Here is an 18,664-nt window from a genome sequence, read left to right as displayed (position 1 = left end):
GCTATCTCACGGCGAGCCAACGACGGGGCACGTGAAGAAACCCCTCCCGACGGAGCCAGAGCGCGGCGGCCACCAGCACGAGGATGATGGGGGGTGTCCACGCCGCCACCGGGGGTGACAGGCGCTCCGTCAGCACCAACGTGCGGCACACCATCATCAGGCCCCACATGCCCACCGCCACGAGCAGGCCCTCGACGATGGCGGCGGTGAGGTGGCCCTTGCGGCTGTTTCGCAGCGCCAGCCCCACCCCCAGCAGCGCGGCCGGCAGCGCCGCCAGCGGATAGGCGAAGCGGTTGTGCAGCGCGAGCTCGAACTGCTTGGTGGCGAGCCCCACCTCGCGCCGCGCGACGATCTGCTCGCGCAGCTCCCGCACGCGCATCTGCTCCGGACGGCCCGGGCGGATGCGGAAGGCCGAGGCGGCGATGCCCAGCTCGTACTCCGCGCTCTCCAGGCTCTTCACCGCCGTGTCCTGCTCCCCGCTGAACGTGCGCTCCACCACGCCCGTCAGTCGCCAGCGGTTGCCGTCCAGCCACTCCATGCGCGCCGCGTCCAGTCGGCTTCGCAGCTCGAACTCGCGCGACAGGGTGAAGATGGACACATCCTGGAAGCCCTCCTGCGCGCTGCCCGCGCGGAGGAAGAAGATGCGGTCCCCTCGGCGGAACCACTGCTTCGGCGTGTAGTAGAAGCGCCAGTCCCCCCAGCGGTTGAAGCGCTGGGTGGTGATTTCGTCCACGCGGCGCCCGGCGTGCGTCGCCACGACCTCGTCGAAGACCACCAGGCCCGAGCAGGCCAACAGGCCGAACGCCAGCACCGGCATGTACAGCGCGGAGGGGCCGAAGGTCAGCGCGCGGATGGCCGTCACCTCCCCCTGCTTGCGCAGCGCGGACACCGTGGTGCCCGCGGCCAACAGCAGCGCGGCCGGCCCCAGCTGCTGGACGGCCATCAGCGCCTTGTAGCCGTAGAGCTTCGCCGCGTCCGTCACCCAGCCCGGGCCCGTGTACGTCTTCGCCCGGTCCACGAAGTCCACCACCACGAACACGAGCACCAGGCCGCCGAGGATTCCCAGCGCGAAGCGCACGTACGTCCGCAGCACATAGCCGAAGAGCGTCAGTCTCACCGGACCGTCCCCGAGCGGCTCACCCGATACAGGGCCACCGCCCCCACCACCATGAACACGACGTTGGCCAGCTGTCCCGCGAGCGCCGCCGGCAGCTTGCCCTGCTGTCCCAGCTGCTCGAAGGCCCGGCTGAGCAGGTAGTACAGGACGTAGCCACCCAGCGTCAGCAGGTAGCCCCACGCGCGGCCCGCCTGTCGCCGACCGATGGCCAGCGGCGTGCCCAGCAGCGCGAACGCGATGGGCGCCAGCGCGCCCCCCAATCGGCTGTGCAGCGCCATCCGGAAGCCTCGCGCGTCGCCGCCCTGCGCCTCCGCCTCGCTCGCCGCCTGCATCAACTCCACCGGCGTCAGCTCCTCCTTCGCGGAGGTGAAGCGGCCCCGCTTGCCCATGGACGCACCCACGCCCACGCTGATCTCCGCGCCATCGAAGTGGATGACGCTGTAGTCCTCGCTCGCGCGCCCGGAGCGGTGCACCTCGCCGTCCTCCAGCGCGAAGCGCAGCACCTCGCCGCTGTTGGACGTGCCCACCTGTCCGCGATGCGCCAGCACGAGCAGGGGCGAGCTCGCCTCGCGGTCATCGTGCAGCAGCACGTTCGTCCACTTGCCGTCCGCGGACACCTTCTCCGCGTACAGCGTCAGGTCACTCAGGTCCTCGTAGAAGGTCCCCGACTTCACGTCGCCCACGACGTTCTTGCGGATGACCTCGCTCACCAGCTCCTTCACGCCGGTGAGCCCCCACGGCTGCGCGGTGGAGGTGATGAGCAGCATGAGCGCGCTGAGCGCCACCGCGATGCCCATGGGCGCCGCGAGCAGCCGCGAGGGCCCCACGCCCAACGCCTGGAGCGCCGTCAGCTCGCGGTCCTCGCCCAGCCGCCCCAGCCCCAGCAGGATGGCCAGCAGGAAGGCGATGGGCAGCGCCATCATCAGGAAGTGCGGCGTCAGGTACGCCACCAGCCGGCCCAGGTCCGTCAGCGTCACGGACGAACCCAAGAGCACGTCCGTGCCCCGCAGGAACTGCATCACGAAGAGCAGCAGGAACATGAAGGCCACCCAGACACCGAGCGGCACCAGCAGCTCCTTGAGCAGATAACGCGAGATGCGCGTCACGACGTCGCCTTCAGCCCCTTCGCGCCGATGTCCCGACGGAAGTGCATGCCCTCGAAGCGGACCGCCTCCACCGCCGCGTAGGCGCGCTCCCGCGCCCGCGCCAGGTCCTCGCCCCGGGCGCACACCGTCAGCACGCGTCCGCCACTGGTCACCAGCGCCCCACCCCGCTCCTCCGCGCCCGCGATGAACACCAACGCGTCCGCCGGCACCGCGTCCACCCCGTCGATGCGCTGCCCCTTGCGCGGTGACTCGGGATACCCCTCCGCCGCCACCACCACGCCCACCGAAGCGCCGGACGCGGCCACCAGCGGCCTCGACTCCAGCTGCCCCCGCGCGCACGCATCCACCAGCGGCAGCAGGTCCTCTCCCAGCTGCATCATCAACACCTGCGTCTCCGGGTCTCCGAAGCGCGCGTTGAACTCCAGCACCTTGGGCCCGCTCCGCGTGAGCATCAGCCCCGCGTACAGCACGCCCCGGAACGCCAGCCCGCGCCGACGCAGCACCGCCAGCGTGGGCGCGATGACGCTCTCGCCCACCTCCGCCAGCTGCCGCGCGTCCAGGAAGGGCGCGGGACTGTAGGCCCCCATGCCGCCCGTGTTCGGACCGGTGTCGCCATCCCCCACGCGCTTGTGGTCCTGCGACAGGGGCAGCATCACGTAGCGCTCGCCGTCGCAGAGCGCCATGGCGGAGACCTCCTCGCCCTCGAGCAGCTCCTCCAGCACCATGCGCTGGCCCGACGAGCCCAGGGCCGCCACGGCCCGCACCGCCTCGCGCGCGGCCTCCACGTCATGCGCGACGATGACGCCCTTGCCCGCGGCCAGCCCGTCCGCCTTGACGACGATGCGGCCCTGCGCCACCGCGTAGGCCTCCGCCTCCGCCGCGTCCGTGAAGGTCTGGAAGGCCGCGGTGGGCACGCCCGCCTCGGCCATGATCTCCTTGGCGAAGGCCTTGGAGCCCTCGATGAGCGCGGCGCCCGCCACCGGTCCGAAGCAGGCGATGCCCGCCTTCGCCAGCGCGTCCGCCACCCCCGCCACCAGCGGCGCCTCCGGTCCCACCACCACCAGGTCCACCGACTCGCGCTTCGCCAGCGCCACCACCTCGTCCGGCGACTCCGCCTTCACCGGCACGTTCGTGGCCAGCTTCGCGGTGCCCGGGTTGCCCGGGGCACACCACAGCCGCGTCAGGCGCGGGCTCTGCGACAGCTTCCACGCCAGCGCGTGCTCACGGCCTCCGGAACCCAGCAACAGGACCTTCACATCCACCTCATCTGTCCAACAGGTAGAGCATCCGTTTGGCGGGGAGGTACTCGGGGTCCAACCCCACCACGCTCACGAGTTCCTTGCGCGCCTCGGCTCGCCGCTGCGTGGACTCCAGCTCCGCCAGCCGCACCCTCGCGGACCAGAGCGTGGGAGACAACCCCAGCGCATCCCGCAGCGCGCGCTTGGCGGGCTCCACCTGACGGCCGTCCGCCAGCGCCCAGCCATGCGCCAGGTGCGCCACCGGGTGCTGCCGCCCCGCCGACACCGCGCGCGCCGACAGCGCCCGCGCCTCCGTGGTGTTGCCCTTGCGCGAGGCGATGAGCGAGCGGTACGCCAGCGCGTCCGCGTTGTTCGCGTCCGACTCCAGCACGTCGCGCAGGTGCCGGTCCGCCGCGTCCAGCTCCCCCTGGTGGAAGCGCAGGACGCCCTCATAGAGGGAGGGGCCGGGGTCATCGGGGTTCTGCGCGAGCGCGAGGATGGTGCCCTCCACGCCCCTCACCGTCTCCGCGGGCCGCAGCCAGAAGCGCGTGCTCACGGGCCGGGGCTCCAGCCGCAGCGGGTCCGCCGCCAGGGCCTGCTTCAGCACCCGGAACGCCTCCGTGCTCCGCTTCGCCGCGGCCTCGGCCACGCCCGCCAGCAACTGCGCGTCCAGCCGCCGCGCATCCAGGCTCGTCGCCGTCTGGAAGCGCTCCAGGGCCTCCAGGGGCTTCTTCTCCAGGAGCAGCAGGCGGCCCTCCAGCACCGCCTCCAGCGCGCGGTCCTCGAGCCGACCCTTGATGCCGTCCAGGTGCTTGCGCGCCCTCGCCGCGTCGCGCTGCTCCAGCGCCACCAGGAAGACCTGCAGGTGCGCCTCGGGCAGCTCCTTCGACAGGCCCAGCGCCTCTTCCGCGGCCTTCACGCCCGCGTCGCTGTTGCCCGCGGCGCGCTCGGCGGCGGCCAGGTGCACGAGCACCTGCGCCACGTCGCGGTGGTCATGTCGCTCGCGCGTCTTCAACAGCGCCCGCAGCTCTCGCACGCCCGCGGCGGCATTGCCCTCCGCCTGATAGCGCAGCACCGCGAGCGGCAGCAGCGCCCGCAGCTCCCCGGGGTCCGCCTTCACGCGCGCCTCGTACAGCTTGCGCGCCTCCTGCGGCTCACCGACCTCCTGGTAGATGCGTGACGTGGCCGCCAGGCTGTCCCAGTCCCGGGGGTCCGCCGTCAGGCGCTTGCGCAGCGTCTCCAGCGCGAGCTTGTACTCACCCGCGGACTCGTGCGCGAGCGCCCGGTAGTACTGGATGCGCTTGAGGTCCGGAGCGAGCTTCTGCGCCATGCCGAACTGCTGGTCCGCCAGCCCCCCGGACGACGACAGGTAGACGCGGCCCATCACCAGATGCGCCTCCGCCTTCTGCGCATCCGTCGCCTTCGCGTGCGCCAGCGACTCCTCCGCCAGCACCCGGGCCCGCTCACGCGGCGCGCTCTGCCGCGAGCGCGTCAGCAACAGGTTCGCCTCCGCCAGGAGCAGTTGCGGCACGCGCCCAGCGCGCGACTGGGCGGCCTCGACCAGCTCGCTCGCCTCCTTGAAGGCCCCGTCATCCAACCCCGCGCCGCGCCCCAGCGCGAGCGACTGGACATAGCCCGCGATGGCCTCGTCGCTGCGAGGGTCCAGCAACAACGCCTGCTGGAAGGACTCCTCGGCCTCCGTGTACGCGGAGCGCTCCTCGCGGGCCAGCTGCCGCCGGCCGTCCTCGAGTCGCTGCGCGCTCGTGCCCTCCAGTTCCAGGTACTTCAGCTTCCAGCGCGGCAGCACCGTCTGGATGACCTCGGGGATGGGCGCCACGACGGGCGTCGCGGCCGCCTGCCGCGCCTCTTCCTGATGCTGCAGGTAGAAGTAGCCGCCCACCCCCGCGCCACCGAGCACGAGCACCAGCCCGCCCACCAATCCCCAGCGCCCCCCACCGCCCGACGAGCCCTGCTTCTGCGCGGAGCCCGAGCGCACGTTGGACGGCGGACGCGCCGCGGCGCGCTTGCCACTGCGCGGCTCCGCGCCCAGCTCCGGCGCGGGCGGGCCCCGCATCGAGCTCACGTCGTCCCGCATGCTCTGCCCCAGCGAGGCGTCCACCCCACCCTCCTCGGGCGCGGTGAGCGGGGGCAGGAAGTCCATGCTTCCCGGAGCAGCGACGGGCGCGGCCGACTTGGGCGCACTGCCCGCGGACTCGCGCTGACGGCACGCATCACAGATGCCGAGCGCCTGGTCGAACGGGTCGACGAGCGGCTTGTTGCAGGTGCGGCACCCCATCGTCGCCGGCTTCGGCGCGGCGGCAGCGGCGGGCGGAGGCGCGGCGGGACGCGGCGGCGCCACGGAGACAGGCACCGCGCCGGGCTCCGAGGAGATGCGAGCCACGGGCGCGGGCGGCGAGGTGGGCGCGGGCCCCAGGAAGTCGAGCAGCGGATCCGCTCCCGCCGAGGGCGCCGGCGCGGGCCCGCCCAGGTCGGCGAACGGGTCCACCGGCGGCGCGCTGCTCGGCGAGGGCTCCGGCATCGCACCGAAGTCTCCGAACAGGTCGGCCTCCGGCGCCGCGGCCTTCGCGGGCCGGGCCGGAGCGGCGGGCGCCTGCGCGGGCGTCGGCGCCGGGGCGCCGAAGTCACCGAACAGGTCATCCGCGGGAGGGGGCGCGGAGGAAGCGGCCGCCGCGGGACGTGACGGGGCCGCTGGCGCGTCCTGTGAAGGCGCGGCCGAGGGATCCCGCCGGACGAGCTGCAGGTTGCGGCAGCGGGGACATTGCGCGCGGACGCCCTTTGCCGTGATCAGTCGATCATCGATGGCATAGGCGGCGGCGCATTTCTGGCAGACGATGCGCATGAGTCAGTGCCGGAAGTGTCGCACTCCGGTCACCACCATGGCCATCCCATGTTCGTCCGCGGCGGCGATGACCTCCGCATCCCGAACAGAGCCGCCCGGCTGGATGACGCAGGTCGCACCCGCCCGGGCCGCCTCGTCCAGGCCGTCCCGGAAGGGGAAGAAGGCGTCCGAGGCCACGGCGCTCCCCTGGAGGGCCGCTCCGCCGCGCTGCATCGCGATCCGGACCGAGTCCACCCGGTTCGTCTGTCCGCCGCCCTGCGCCAACAGCTGGCTGCCCGAGGCGAAGACGATGGCGTTGCTCTTGACGTGCTTGCACACCTTCCAGGCGAAGCGCAGGGCGCGCTCCTCGTCCGGTGTGGGGGCCCGCTTGGACACCACCTTCCACCCCAGCTCCGGCTCCACCGCGTCCCGGTCCATCAGCAGCAGGCCTCCGGACACGCTCCGGCCGTCCAGCTGGGCCCTTGGCCGCGCGGTCGGAGACGCGAGCGCCGCGCCCGCCTCCAAGAGCCGCAGGTTCTTCTTGGCCGCCAGCACCTGCAGCGCCGCCTGCGAGTACGAGGGGGCGATGACCGCCTCCAGGAACGTCTCCGCCATCGCCTGCGCCGTGGCCTCGTCCACCTCGCGGTTGAACGCCACGATGCCGCCGAACGCGGAGGTCTCATCCACCGCCCGCGCCGTGCGGTACGCCTTCACCAGCGCGTCATCCACCGCCACGCCGCACGGCGTGTTGTGCTTGATGATGACCGCGGCGGGCCGCTCGGCGAACTCGAGCGCCAGGCCCAGCGCCGCGTCCAGGTCCAGGATGTTGTTGTACGAGAGCTCCTTGCCCTGGAGCACCTTGGCGAAGCCCACCGTCGGCTCCGAGGGCGCCGAGTGCTCGCGATAGAAAGCACCGCGCTGGTGCGGGTTCTCCCCGTAGCGCAGGTCCTGCGCCTTCTTGAACGACAGCGACAGCTCTCCGGGGAAGGGCTCGCTTGCCTGCGCGGACAGCCACGCGGAGATGGACGCGTCGTAGGCCGCCGTGTGCGCGAACGCCTTGCGCATCAGCTTGCGCCGCGTCGCCTCGCCCACCGCCTTGTGCTGCTCCAGCTCCGCGAGCACCGACGGATAGTCGTCCGGGTCCACCACCACGGCCACGTGGCGGAAGTTCTTCGCGGAGGCGCGCACCATCGCCGGCCCGCCAATATCAATCTGCTCGATGACGTCCGCCTCCGCCGCGCCCGACGCCACCGTCTGACGGAACGGATACAGGTTCACCGCGACCAGGGAGATGGGCTCGATGCCGTGCGCCTTCATCTCCTCGCGGTCCGCCTCCAGCTCCAGGCGACCGAGGATGCCGCCGTGGATGCGCGGGTGGAGCGTCTTCACGCGGCCGCCGAGAATCTCGGGACTCTGCGTGTGCTCGGACACCTGGGAGGCGGGGATGCCGGCGCCCTTGAGCGCCTCCAAGGTTCCCCCCGTCGACAGCAACCGGAACCCCAGGTGAACCAGCCCCTGGGCGAAGGGAACCAGACCGCGCTTATCGGAAACGCTGAGGAGTGCCAGCACGTGTGCGCCTCGGTGTGCGGGAAGCGGCGGTACTAGCAACCACCCCCTGGGGTGTCAACGCAACACGTCGGCGCGACGTTGGCGGCACCAGGCCGCCGGTCGATTCAGGGCTTGCGGGCCGAGACAGGAGGCTCGGCCTCGGTGGCCTCGCGCAGCTTCATCAGCCCGCGCGTCTCCACCTGGCGGATGCGCTCACGAGTGAGGTTCATGATCTCCCCCACCTCCTCGAGCGTGATGCCGCCCTTCTCCGCCACGTCCAGGGCGCAGGTGTGCTCCAGCTCCCAGATCTCCTTGTCCGGGAAGTTGAGCTTGATGGACCCCGTCTCCGGGTTCACGTCCAGATACAGGTTGTGCTTGCAGGAGACGAACATGCACGGACGCGGTCCGTTCACGCAGTCCGCGCGCGTGCGCGGCCGGGTGTCGTCCATCTGCTTGAGCAGGTCCGCCTCTTCCGGGTCCACCTGCCCGGTGAGCCGACGGCGGCGCAAATCACGCGCCATCTCCTTGCGCGACATCGTCTTGGACCGTCGGCGCTCCTGCGCCAGGTCCTCTTGCGCCTGGTCTCCGCCCTCCTCCACTTGCTTCACTTCCGACATGTCCCCTCCACGTGAGGCCAGTCTAACCGGGTCCACCGGTTGCAGGGCCGGCATCTTATTGCGAACTCATCGTTTCGTCTTCGCGTGCGGTCACCGCGCTGCCCAGCCGGGCCACGTCCCGGACCAGATCCTGCGCTCTTTGCCGCAGCGTTGCCAACTCCACCTCGAGCGAACGTCGATGCTCCCCCCCGAAGGCGCGCTCTCCCAACTCCTCCTGGAGCCCATCCAATAGACCGCCGAGGTCGCGTTCCACCTGGTCGATGTGGTTGCGGTGGAAGACGAAGGACTTCTTGATGTCCTCCAGGGTGTGCCCCTCCGCCATCATCTTCTTGATGACATTGATCCGGCGCACCGCTTCCACGGGGTAGAGCCCCAGGCTCCCCTGGTGCTTCCCCTTCCGCCCCACCCGGCGACTCCTCGGTAGCAACCCCGCCTGGACGTACTTGCGGAAGGTCGCCTCCGACAGCCTCACGCCCCTCGGACGAAAGATTTCAAGGATGGCGCTCGCGGGCAGACCGCCCGCGTTCTCGCGCTCGATCCGAGCAATCTCGTCGGGAGCCAACAGGTCCATCGGTTCCATTGAATATAAGCCACTCAGTAGAAGACACTGAGTGCCAGAAACGACCATTCGGTGTCAAGGCAGACCGCTACAGGGCTGTTGTGCTGTCGGCCTGTTCACGCTTTCGAGAAAGACGGCGGGTGCGCCCGCGCCCGAGCGAACGGCGCTTCGAACGGAGTGCTCGCGGACCCGGAGGACCCCTCGGTTTTCCACGAGGCGACGCGCGACGCGGGGTGACAGGAGACCCGGCGTGCGACTCGGACGCGGAGTGATGAGGACGAAGCGAGGCTCCGTCACGCGTGGCGCGAGGGCGGAACGGGGATGCAGGCGGACCGGGTCAGCTCACGGCGCGCGGCGCAGACAACGCGATGCTTCGGGGGGCGACGTCGCCGCGGAGGTTCAACGACCGCGCGGCGGTCGGAACTCTCGCGTCACCGTGCCGCCCGCGGAGAGGGTGATGACGAAGAGCTTCTCGCCCGCGGGATGATGGAAGAGCAGCTTGTAGGTGCCCGGCGCGAGCTTGAAGGTCGCTCGGCCGGAGACTTCGCCCAGCTTCCGTCCGTCGAGGAAGACCGTGGCATACGGCGTGGCCCGGACGAGCAGCGTGCCCGTGCTCGCGGGGACCTGCGACGAGGGCTCGGGGACGGAGTCTCCTCCCTTCGAGGGAGTCGGTCCCGCCGCGAGCACCTCCTCGCGCTTCATCCCCTCGACCTCGGCCTCTGAATCGGAGGACGAGGGCTCCACCACCGGGCTCGCGGCGTCACCGGTCTCCACGCCGGCCTTCGGCGCGGTGGGAGCCTGCCCCGTGCCACCCCGCGCGCTGAACTCGCTCGGCGCGGGAACGGCCTCGGGCGGAGTCTTCACCGCGGAGGTGGAAGGGGTCTGCGTGCCCGTCGGCACCGGGTTCCATCGATCCTGCGTCACCACGATGGCGGACACGAGCAGCGACAGGCCCAGGCTGCCGACGAGCAGCCACGTCCTCGGCCGCCGCGACTTCGAGGTCGAAGCGCTGCCCGGCGAGGAATCGGTGACGGTGGGGACCTCACTGCCCGACAGGGACTGTGGCCCCCCTGCCCGCGCATCGGGCACCGCGACGTGGTTCCCGTCCGTCGAGGTCCGCGCACGGCCCTGGCTCGCGTCTCGTTGCGCCCAGGCTCCCGAGTCTCCCTCACCGACGGGCTCCGGAGCACCCTCCGGCCGGGGCGAGGATGTCGCCGCCCCCTCGGACACGTCGGAGACCGCGTCGTCATGCTCCGCGAGTGAGTCCCGTCGCGAGACAGCGGCCACGTCGCCCGGACGGCTCGGCGTCCGAGCGGGCACCGCCGACACGCCGGAGGTCTCCTTCTCGAGCGGCAACGCAACCGAGGGGGTCCCCTCCGGGCGGCTCGGGCGCACCGAGGCCAACGGCGCGGCCACGGGTGGAAGCGAAGACGGCGTGGGCCCGCGAGGCACCGGCGACGACGCCACCGCCGGCAGCGGCATCATCGGCGTGGCCATGGGCGGCAACGGGACGAGCGGCGCCTCCATCACGGCCTCGTCGCGCCGGGGCAGCACGAAGGTGGACGCGTCGAAGTCCTCGTCGGGCGAGGACGGCGCTCCACCCGTCCGCCCCGGCCTCATCACCGCGGTGGGCTCCCTGCGCGACGGAGCCAGCGGCGCGACGTCCTCATCGTCACCCTCGGGCCCCTGCTCGCCCGGCAGCACCTGCGTGCGCTCCTGCACTGCGGGCAGCGCCATGGTGGGCGTCGTGGGGAACAGCCGCCGCAGGAAGCCCGCCAGGTCCGTGTCATCCACGGAGCGGGCGTGCCGCAACACGCACTGCGCCAGGGCGCGCTCCAGCTCTCCCGCCGTCTGGAACCGCGCTGCCGGATCCCTCTCCAGCGCGCGCATCACCACCGCGTCCAGTTCCTCGGGCACCTCCGGGTTGAGCCGCGCCGGGGGCGGGATGACGCTGTGCTGCACTGCCCGCAGCACCGCCAGCTCCGAGTCCCCGTCGAACAGCCGCCCGCCCGTCAGCATCTCCCACAGCACCACGCCCAGCGCGAACAGGTCCGTGCGCGAGTCCACGTCCTCGCCCCGCGACTGCTCCGGGGACATGTACGCGAACTTGCCCTTGAGCATCCCCGGCTGCGTGAGCTTCTTGCCCGCCTTGGCGATGCCGAAGTCCGTCAGCTTCACCGCGCCGTCGTACGAGAGCAGCACGTTGTGCGGCGTCACGTCGCGGTGCACCAGGTCCAGCGGGTGCCCGTTCACCTTCAGCCGGTGCGCGTAGTGCAGCCCCCGGGCGACCTCCGCGCCGATGTGCGCCACCAGCATCGGCGGCATCGGCTCCATCAGCTCCTTGCACTTGCGCCGCAGCTCCCACAGCGAGCAGCCGCGCACGTACTCCATCGCCAGGTAGTACGTGTCCTCGTGCTTGTCGAAGTCGAAGATCTGCACCACGTTCGCGTGGTTGAGCCGCGAGGCCAGCCGGGCCTCCGCGATGAACATCCCCACGAACTCCGGGTCGCTCGCCAGGAACGCGCGCACCCGCTTGATGACCACTTCCTTCTCGAAGCCCTCCGCGCCCCGGGCGGTGCAGAGGTAGATCTCCGCCATCCCGCCCTCCGCGAGCTTGCGGCGGACGACGTACTTGCCGATCTGCGTACCGGCGAGGAGCGTCAAGGGAGCTTCCGGAGCATGTGCGCTATTCGAACTTCACGCTCACGACGTTCAGGTCGATGGGCTTCACTTCGATACGTCGACTGAGCGTCTTCTTGAGGTCGGGATTGAAGAATTTGCAGTCGTAGCTGCCAACGCGCAGCTCTACCGCCTCGAAGGGCGTCTCGCCCAGCTTCTTCCCTCCACACGTCACCTCGGCCCACGGCCTGACGGCGAAGCGCACCTTCGCCATCCGCGTCTCCGCGCGGACCTCCTGCCGGGGCGGACGCGGCGGCGTCACCACCGGGGCCACCCTCGCCTCCGGCTGCAGCGTGAAGCGCTCCACCTGCTCCGGCCCCGAGCCCACCGTCACGGTGCGCTCCAGCGGGTGGTGCTTCGCGGCCTCCACCCGGACGGCCAGCGCCACGCCCGGCGCGGACTCCACCACCAGCGGCGCCGCTCCCTGCTGGCGCCCATCCACGTACACGAGCGCCTGCGCGGGCTGCGACTCCAGCCGCAGGCGGACCTTCTGGGCGACCTGCGCGGGAGGCGCCTCCACGGGCGCCTGCTCCGGCTCGGCCACGGGCACGGGCTTCTTCTCCGCCGGCGCCACCGACACCAGCTTCAGCACGCCCAGCGGCAAAGGCCCCGAGGCCTGCACCTCCAGCTCCGTCCTCAGCTCCTGGTAGCCCTCCAGGGACACCACGAGCGCGTAGCGCCCCTCGGGCATCCCCGGCAGCGTCAGCGGCGTGCGCTCGGGCAGCTCGCGCCCGTCGAACACCACCCGCGCGCCCGCGGGCTCGGTCTCCAGCAGCGCCTGCACCGGCGCCGACTCGCCCGGCTTCATCCATGCCCACAGCAGCACCAGCACCACCAGCCCCAACCCCACCGCGGGAATCCACCAGCCCAGCCGTGACGTGGTCGCCTGCGACACCTCGCCCGTGCGCGCCGCGCCCTTCTTGCGCCCCGGCCGCGACATGCCCAGCGACAAGGTGGGCGCGTCCTCCTCCTGCTCCTCATCCTCCTCACGCGGCACTGGCAGCGCCAGGCGGGAGGGCCTCGAGGGTGACGCCACCTCCGGCAGCGCCAGGCGGGAGGGCCGCGACGGCGTCGACGCCAGCTCCGGCATCGCCAGCGTGGGCGCGTCCTCCTCCACGTGGTGGCCGTGGTGCACGACGACGGGCACGGCCCGCGTCGGCGGCCTGCCCTCGGGCTTGGGCTCGGTGGCCGCCTTCACGTCCGTCAGCGTGGCCCGGGACGCCGCGCGCCCGTCCATCGTCGGCGCGTCCTCCTCCACCCGCGGCGCCGCCGGCACCGCGCCCAGCCCCGAGCGCGACGCCCGCTCCGGCGCGGACGACGACTCCAACGCCCGGCGCTGGCCCGTCAGCCGGCCCGCCGGTGACTCCAGCTCGATGCGCCCCGTGTTCCGCGTCTGCCCGCGAGGCCTGAGCGCCGCCGTCTCCCCCTCGGGCGCCACCGCCGAGCGCGACAACGACGGCCGCAGACCGCTCCTGCGAGGGCCCTGTTCCTGGCGCCCGGAGCCCGACGCGGGGTCGGAGTCCTCCATCGGCACCTCGCCCGAGCGCGCCTCCGACGCCAGCCGCTCCGCGTAGATGTCCTTCATGTACACGGCGACGTGCGCCGTGGACGAGGGCAGCCGGTTCGCGCTCAGCCAGTCCTCGAGCGCCAGCTGCAGGTGGACCGCCTCCTGGTAGCGGTCCACCGGGTCCTTCGCGAGCGCCTTGAGGACGATGGCGTCCAGGTCCTGCGGCACCCGGGGGTTCACCTGCGAGGGCGGCAGCACCTTGCACTCGGCCACCGCCGCCAGCGTCTGGATGTCGCTGGGGCGCTTGAACAGGCGCGTGCAGGTGAGCAGCTCGTACAGCACCACGCCCAAGGCGAAGATGTCCGCCCGGCAGTCCACGCGCTGACCCGCGGCCTGCTCCGGCGACATGTACGAATACTTCCCCTTCAGCACGCCCGAGCGCGTGACGGTGGCCTGGTCCGCCGCCTTGGCGATACCGAAGTCCACCACCTTCACCCCACCCTCGAACGTCACCAGGATGTTCTGCGGGGACACGTCGCGGTGGACGATGCCCAGGGGCCGCCCCGTCGACGGGTCCGTGCGCTTGTGCGCGTAGTCCAGGCCCGAGCACGCCTCGATGAGGATGCGGCACACCAGCGGCACCGGCACCGGCTGCCCCATCGCCTCCGACTGCTTCCAGATGCGCCGCAGGTCGTCGCCGTGGATGTACTCCATGGCGATGAAGAACGAGTCGTCCTGCGCGCCCAGGTCGAAGATCTGCACCACGTTCGCGTGGTTCAGCCGCGCGGCGATGCGCGCCTCGTCTAGGAACATCTTGACGAAGTCGTCGTTCTCCGCGAGGTGCGGGAGGATCCGCTTCACCACCACCAGCTTCTCGAAGCCCTCCGGGCCCTGCTGGCGCGCGAGATAAAGCTGCGCCATCCCGCCCATGGCGAGTCGCTTCAGGAGCTGGTACCTGCCATACGTTTCAATGGTCACGGCGACCTGACCGGCACTCCCACAGGGATACCCACGGCCCGTGGCCTACCGGAATCCGGGCGCGGCGAAGTCCCGAGCGTAAGCCCACACGACAGGGGGGTCAAACCCTTGTAGGCATGGCGGAACCGGTTAATCCCGGCCCGCGCGCTACCGCCGGGCCACCCGGACCTCGCGCGTCTCGCGCATCAGCGCCTCCAGCTCGTCCAGGTACCGCTTGAGCACCGGCATCAGCACCGGCGCCCGGTCCACCCGGTCGAACAGGTCCAGGACCCGGTCCACCTTGCGCTCGATTTCCTGGGCTCGCGCCGGAGAGATGCGGCGCAGGAGCAGGTCGGCGCCGGCCTCCATCAGGGCGCGGGCGACGGCATCCCGAGAAGCGAGCGGCTCCTCCTTGCGGCGGCCCTCGCCCTGGATGACCCGCAGGCCCGGCGAGCGCGCCGCGCTGGGGCGGGCCGGGCTCGTCGTCTTGGTTCCTTCGGAGTCTGGGGACATCACCGGGTGCCTCCTCGGCGGGAGCGGGTACGACCTCAGGGTACACACCGTGAGGAGCGCTCCAATTTTCTGGTCATCCGCACAGGCGGAAGCAGACCTGTAGCACCCGGGACCGACATGAACGTCGAGGGCCGGATGACCGGCCCTTCGACTGGCTCACACCTCCTGTCTGGAAGCCCCCGCCCGCGCCCGCCTGCTCACCCGGCGTCGCACGAGCGGCGGTAGCTGATGGACACCTTGGCGCCCGGCGCCGGCACGTTGGTGAAGACCACGCTGTTGGTGGGCGCGTCGTAGCGCCAGCCCGTCGTCACCGGGGCGCCGTTGACCGTCACCGTCACGCTGCCCGGCTCCGGCGAGTCGCTCAGCGGGAAGCGGTCCTGGGCGGAGAAGGCCTTGTTGGCCACCGCGGACAGGAGCGGGCCGTAGTTGGCCGCGCAGACGTTCATCACCTCGCCGCCGGTGCGCGCGGTGGCCTCCGCGTAGCGCGTGCCCGTGCCGCCCGCGGTGCCGCACGCCGTCGCCGTGGGGGCGATGGCGTAGAACGTCGCGCGCTGGGGCTGGTTCTGCCCCTTGAGCTGCTGGGCCCACGCCACGTAGGTGTCCACCGCGTCCGGCGAGTGGTCATCCTCGTCGCCCACGAACACCACCACCAGGGCGGCCGCGTCGCGCAGGAAGCCCAGGTTGCCGTCGCGCGGCAGGGACGTGCGCGGATCATCCGCGTTGTTCACCAGGGGCGGCGACAGCGCCCGCCGCATCGCCTCGAAGCCCTGCTCCACCTGGGCGCACTGCCCCACCTGCACGTTCTGCTGCAGCAGCGTCGTCAGGTTCGGCGTGTTCTGGGTGAGGATGCGCGGCCGGGCGTTGTCCGCCGGGAAGAAGCGGCCGGCCTCGCCACCCTGCGCGCCGCCCGGGCACGCGTTGGAGACGGCAGAGATGCCCGTCGTCGTCACGGCCACGTGCAGGTCCACCTGCTTGGCCAGCGCCGCGTCCACGAAGGACGGAATCGCCGACACGAGCCGCGGGTGCTCCTCCACCATGGACGCGGTGTTGTCCACGACGAAGAGCACGTCCACCTTGCTCACGTCCTGCTGGGTGAAGTGGTCCGTCTTGTCCGTGCGCTTGGAGGACTCGCCGATGAGCGGCACCAGCAGCGGCGCGGCCAGGTCGTCGGAGCTCACGAACAAGGGCGACAGGTTCATGCCGTACACCTGCGCGGTGTAGTCCAGGTCCACCGTGAAGGCCTCGCCCGGCTGCAGCGTGAAGGGCAGCGGCGTGGGCACGCCGCTCACGGAGAACTCGCCGTCCGTGGTGCCGGGGCCGATCCACACGTTGGACACCGACACGGGCATGGTGCACGCGTTGAGGTAGTTCACCTCGCGCGGCTCGGGCGGACAGTCGCGCCGGGCCACGCCCCAGTCCACGTACCAGGGCGACGGGATGAGGCACGTCGCCTGCGCGTTGGCGATGAGCGGCACCAGCACCACCGGGTTGGCCGGCTCCATCTGCTCCACCTGCAGCGTGCCCGCGAAGGTGCCGCCGGTGACGGGCATCTGCACCGCCACCTGGAAGCTGAACCAGTCGCCCGGGTAGATGATGACGCCGAACAGGTCCCCACCCGGCATGCGGAACACGCCGCCGTCGCTGTCGCGCAGCTGGATGTTCTTCACCGGGCACAGGTCGCGCCCCTTGTTCTCCAGCTTCACGCCCAGCACCGCGCCCCGCCCCGGCGGCACCGTGCCGAAGTCCAGCGCCATGGGAGTGATCGCCAGCTCGCAGGGCGCGTGCGCCAGGGCCGTGCCGCGGAAGTCCATCTGCACCGTGGCCGCGGAGTACGCGTTCGTCGTCATCACCAGCACGCCCGACGCGGAGCCCGTGCGCGTGGGCTCGTAGAAGACGGGGATGTTGATCTCCTGCCCCGGCTGCAGCGTATGCGGCATGGCCAGCGGCGTGTGGTTGAACTGCGCCGCGCCCGCGGGGTCCGGCTGCCAGGTGAGCGACTCCAGCGTGAGCGCGCCCGCGTTGGACGAGCCGCAGTTCTTCACGTTGACCATGACGCGCGTCTTGGAGCCCAGCGGCTGCGTGCCGAAGTCGTGCGTCACCGGCGACACGCACAGCTCCGCCGCGCCGCCGAAGCCCTTGAGCTTCACGTCCGTCGTCGGGTGGCGCTTGCTCACCACGTGGTAGCGCGCCATGTCCTCCGCGGGCCCCATGTGGCCGGGGCTGTAGCGCACCTGGAACCCGCGCACCTCGCCGGGCTGGAGCACCAGCGGGAAGCCCGTGTTCGCCTGCGAATAGGACAGGTCCAGCCCGTCCAGCGTGAGCTGGTTCACCGTCATGGGCTCGGTGCTGATGTTGCGGATGCGCGACTCGCGGAAGGCCTCGCGGTCCACCGGCACCGCGGCGAAGTCGAGGACCGGGGGCTCGGCCACCACCGCCTGCTCCAGCGACTCGGCCGCCACCAGCACCGGCACGTCCGCGCAGCCCCGGCACGGCGTGAGCGCCAGCGCCACCTGCTTGCGGCCCACCTTCACCGGGTTGAACTGGATGGGCAGCTCCACCTTGGCGCCCGGCTCCACCACCACGGACTTCGCCACGAACTCGTCCTTGTCCGCGCCGACCAGCCGGGGCGTCACCTCCACCGCCAGCTCCGTGGGGTTCTCCAGCGACAGCGCCAGCGTCTTGCTGGAGTCCGCCTCGATGCGCCCGAAGTCCAGCGAGCGCGGCGACACCCGCGCCCACGCGTCCACGCCCGAGCCAGTGAGCGGGATGCGCAAGAGCGGCTCGATGCGCGTGTCCGAGCGCACCACCAGCATCGCCGGCTGCCCACCCTCCTTCGTCGGCGCGAAGCGCACCTTCAGCGACGCCGCGCTCCCAGGCACCAGGCTGTGGGGCACGTCGCTGGTGAACTCCGCCCGGTAGGCGCCTTCCGGCCCCTCCACCCAGACCTCGTTCACGTCCACCGGCGCACGTCCCACGTTGCGCAGGGAGATCTCCGTCTCGCGCGCGTCGTAGAGCGCCACCTTCTGGAAATCCATCCCGCCCGGGGTCGCCGTCAACCGCCCGTCCGCGAGCGTCGAGCGCTCGCGATCCGCGCACCCCGCAACCAGCCCCAACACCGCGAGGGCCCAAATGCCCAAGCGCCCCGTCATGGCTTCCACCCCTTCCCCGCGCCCATCGCCCTGTGCCGCTTGCTTGCCGCCAGTGAGGCAGCCGAGCGGACCCGATGGCGAAACTAGGCACCCACCCAGGGGCGGGCAACCACCCACGAGGGCCAATCCCGGTGTCAGGGGGGCCTACGACGTCCGGTTTCCCTCAAATCTTCGGGATGCGCAGCGTCTTGGAGATCATCGCGCTGCCGCTGGCCGCGTACAGCAGCACCAACGGGTGCAGCACCAGCGGCCCCACCTCCCAGGTGCCACCCAACAGCGCATCGCCGATGCGGCCCATGTAGGTGGCCACCGCCAGCACCATCACCAGGGCCAGGCTGGTGGGGATGGGCGTACCCTCGAAGTACTTCACCTTCCCCGTCGGGTCGGCCAACTCCGCCGACGTGACGTTGAAGCGCGCCAGCCGGCTGATGCCGCACGCCACGAAGTACAGCAGCACCGCCACGTCCAGCGCCCCGCGCATCCCCACCGCGAACGCCAGCGCCGCCGGCGCCATCCCGAAGGAGATGACGTCCGCCAGCGAGTCCAGGTCCGCCCCCAGCGGCGACTTCTTGAAGCGCCACCGGGCGATGCGTCCATCCAGGAAGTCCATCACCAGCGCCAGGGGCATCAGCGCGAAGGCCACCCACATCCAAATCACCTGCCCGGTCGCCAGGTACTGCATCGCGGCGAGGATGGTCCCCGCTCCCGCGAAGCCGTTGCCCAGCGTCACGAAGTCGGCGAGCACGAAGGTGCGGATCATCGAGAAGTGGCGGCGCGGGCGGCGGGCTCGCGGCTGCTCGGTCGTCATATGCGCGCTCTCCTAGCACAGTGAACC

At 71.5% G+C, this 18,664-nt stretch carries 12 protein-coding genes; all 12 read right to left on the bottom strand.

What is annotated here, in order from left to right:
* Position 1 precedes the first annotated feature (1 nt).
* The 12 genes from AC6JA9_RS18095 to pssA all read right to left on the bottom strand — a co-directional run bounded on the left by AC6JA9_RS18095 (position 2) and on the right by pssA (position 18,637).
* Positions 2 to 1,117, bottom strand: a complete 1,116-nt coding sequence (locus AC6JA9_RS18095) for an LptF/LptG family permease (protein WP_463750878.1) — start codon at positions 1,115 to 1,117, stop codon at positions 2 to 4.
* Positions 1,114 to 2,223 carry an LptF/LptG family permease gene (locus tag AC6JA9_RS18090; protein WP_223750097.1) on the bottom strand — a complete coding sequence of 370 codons (1,110 nt, stop codon included), beginning with the start codon at positions 2,221 to 2,223 and terminating at the stop codon, positions 1,114 to 1,116. The genes AC6JA9_RS18095 and AC6JA9_RS18090 overlap by 4 nt, the downstream gene beginning before the upstream one ends.
* A complete protein-coding gene (purD, locus tag AC6JA9_RS18085; protein ID WP_223750098.1) occupies positions 2,220 to 3,485 on the bottom strand; it encodes a phosphoribosylamine--glycine ligase in 1,266 nt (421 codons plus the stop codon). The genes AC6JA9_RS18090 and purD overlap by 4 nt, the downstream gene beginning before the upstream one ends.
* 1 nt (position 3,486) lies before the next feature.
* Positions 3,487 to 6,321, bottom strand: coding sequence for a zinc-ribbon domain-containing protein (locus tag AC6JA9_RS18080; protein ID WP_497960292.1), 2,835 nt, complete (start codon positions 6,319 to 6,321; stop codon positions 3,487 to 3,489).
* A gap of 3 nt (positions 6,322 to 6,324) precedes the next feature.
* Positions 6,325 to 7,869: a bifunctional phosphoribosylaminoimidazolecarboxamide formyltransferase/IMP cyclohydrolase gene (gene purH, locus AC6JA9_RS18075; RefSeq protein ID WP_223750100.1), complete on the bottom strand. Its 1,545-nt coding sequence runs from the start codon at positions 7,867 to 7,869 to the stop codon at positions 6,325 to 6,327.
* A gap of 104 nt (positions 7,870 to 7,973) precedes the next feature.
* Positions 7,974 to 8,465 (bottom strand): sigma factor-like helix-turn-helix DNA-binding protein, encoded by a 492-nt coding sequence (locus AC6JA9_RS18070; protein ID WP_141322767.1) that lies wholly within the window; start codon positions 8,463 to 8,465, stop codon positions 7,974 to 7,976.
* 55 nt (positions 8,466 to 8,520) lie between these two features.
* Positions 8,521 to 9,045, bottom strand: a complete 525-nt coding sequence (locus AC6JA9_RS18065) for a MerR family transcriptional regulator (protein WP_497960290.1) — start codon at positions 9,043 to 9,045, stop codon at positions 8,521 to 8,523.
* Positions 9,046 to 9,423: 378 nt separating this feature from the next.
* Positions 9,424 to 11,688, bottom strand: coding sequence for a serine/threonine protein kinase (locus AC6JA9_RS18060; RefSeq protein ID WP_497960288.1), 2,265 nt, complete (start codon positions 11,686 to 11,688; stop codon positions 9,424 to 9,426).
* 22 nt (positions 11,689 to 11,710) lie between these two features.
* On the bottom strand, positions 11,711 to 14,188 hold the full coding sequence (locus AC6JA9_RS18055) for a protein kinase domain-containing protein (protein ID WP_497960287.1): 2,478 nt from the start codon (positions 14,186 to 14,188) through the stop codon (positions 11,711 to 11,713).
* Positions 14,189 to 14,335: 147 nt separating this feature from the next.
* Positions 14,336 to 14,680 carry a hypothetical protein gene (locus tag AC6JA9_RS18050; RefSeq protein ID WP_497960285.1) on the bottom strand — a complete coding sequence of 115 codons (345 nt, stop codon included), beginning with the start codon at positions 14,678 to 14,680 and terminating at the stop codon, positions 14,336 to 14,338.
* A gap of 197 nt (positions 14,681 to 14,877) precedes the next feature.
* A complete protein-coding gene (locus AC6JA9_RS18045) occupies positions 14,878 to 17,829 on the bottom strand; it encodes a choice-of-anchor D domain-containing protein (protein ID WP_497960283.1) in 2,952 nt (983 codons plus the stop codon).
* 163 nt (positions 17,830 to 17,992) lie between these two features.
* Positions 17,993 to 18,637, bottom strand: coding sequence for a CDP-diacylglycerol--serine O-phosphatidyltransferase (gene pssA, locus AC6JA9_RS18040; protein WP_223784701.1), 645 nt, complete (start codon positions 18,635 to 18,637; stop codon positions 17,993 to 17,995).
* Between the last annotated feature and the right edge of the window lie 27 nt (positions 18,638 to 18,664).

The organism is Myxococcus sp. MH1 (assembly GCF_059738865.1).
This window is presented reverse-complemented; position numbering and strand designations above follow the sequence as displayed.

What these genes read in the sequence shown, in the direction of transcription:
- AC6JA9_RS18080 (WP_497960292.1), bottom strand. Translation starts at nt 6,321, where the DNA reads ATGCGCATCGTCTGCCAGAAATGCGCCGCCGCCTATGCCATCGATGAT.
- AC6JA9_RS18045 (WP_497960283.1), bottom strand. Translation starts at nt 17,829, where the DNA reads ATGACGGGGCGCTTGGGCATTTGGGCCCTCGCGGTGTTGGGGCTGGTT.
- pssA (WP_223784701.1), bottom strand. Translation starts at nt 18,637, where the DNA reads ATGACGACCGAGCAGCCGCGAGCCCGCCGCCCGCGCCGCCACTTCTCG.
- AC6JA9_RS18065 (WP_497960290.1), bottom strand. Translation starts at nt 9,045, where the DNA reads ATGGAACCGATGGACCTGTTGGCTCCCGACGAGATTGCTCGGATCGAG.
- AC6JA9_RS18050 (WP_497960285.1), bottom strand. Translation starts at nt 14,680, where the DNA reads ATGTCCCCAGACTCCGAAGGAACCAAGACGACGAGCCCGGCCCGCCCC.
- AC6JA9_RS18070 (WP_141322767.1), bottom strand. Translation starts at nt 8,465, where the DNA reads ATGTCGGAAGTGAAGCAAGTGGAGGAGGGCGGAGACCAGGCGCAAGAG.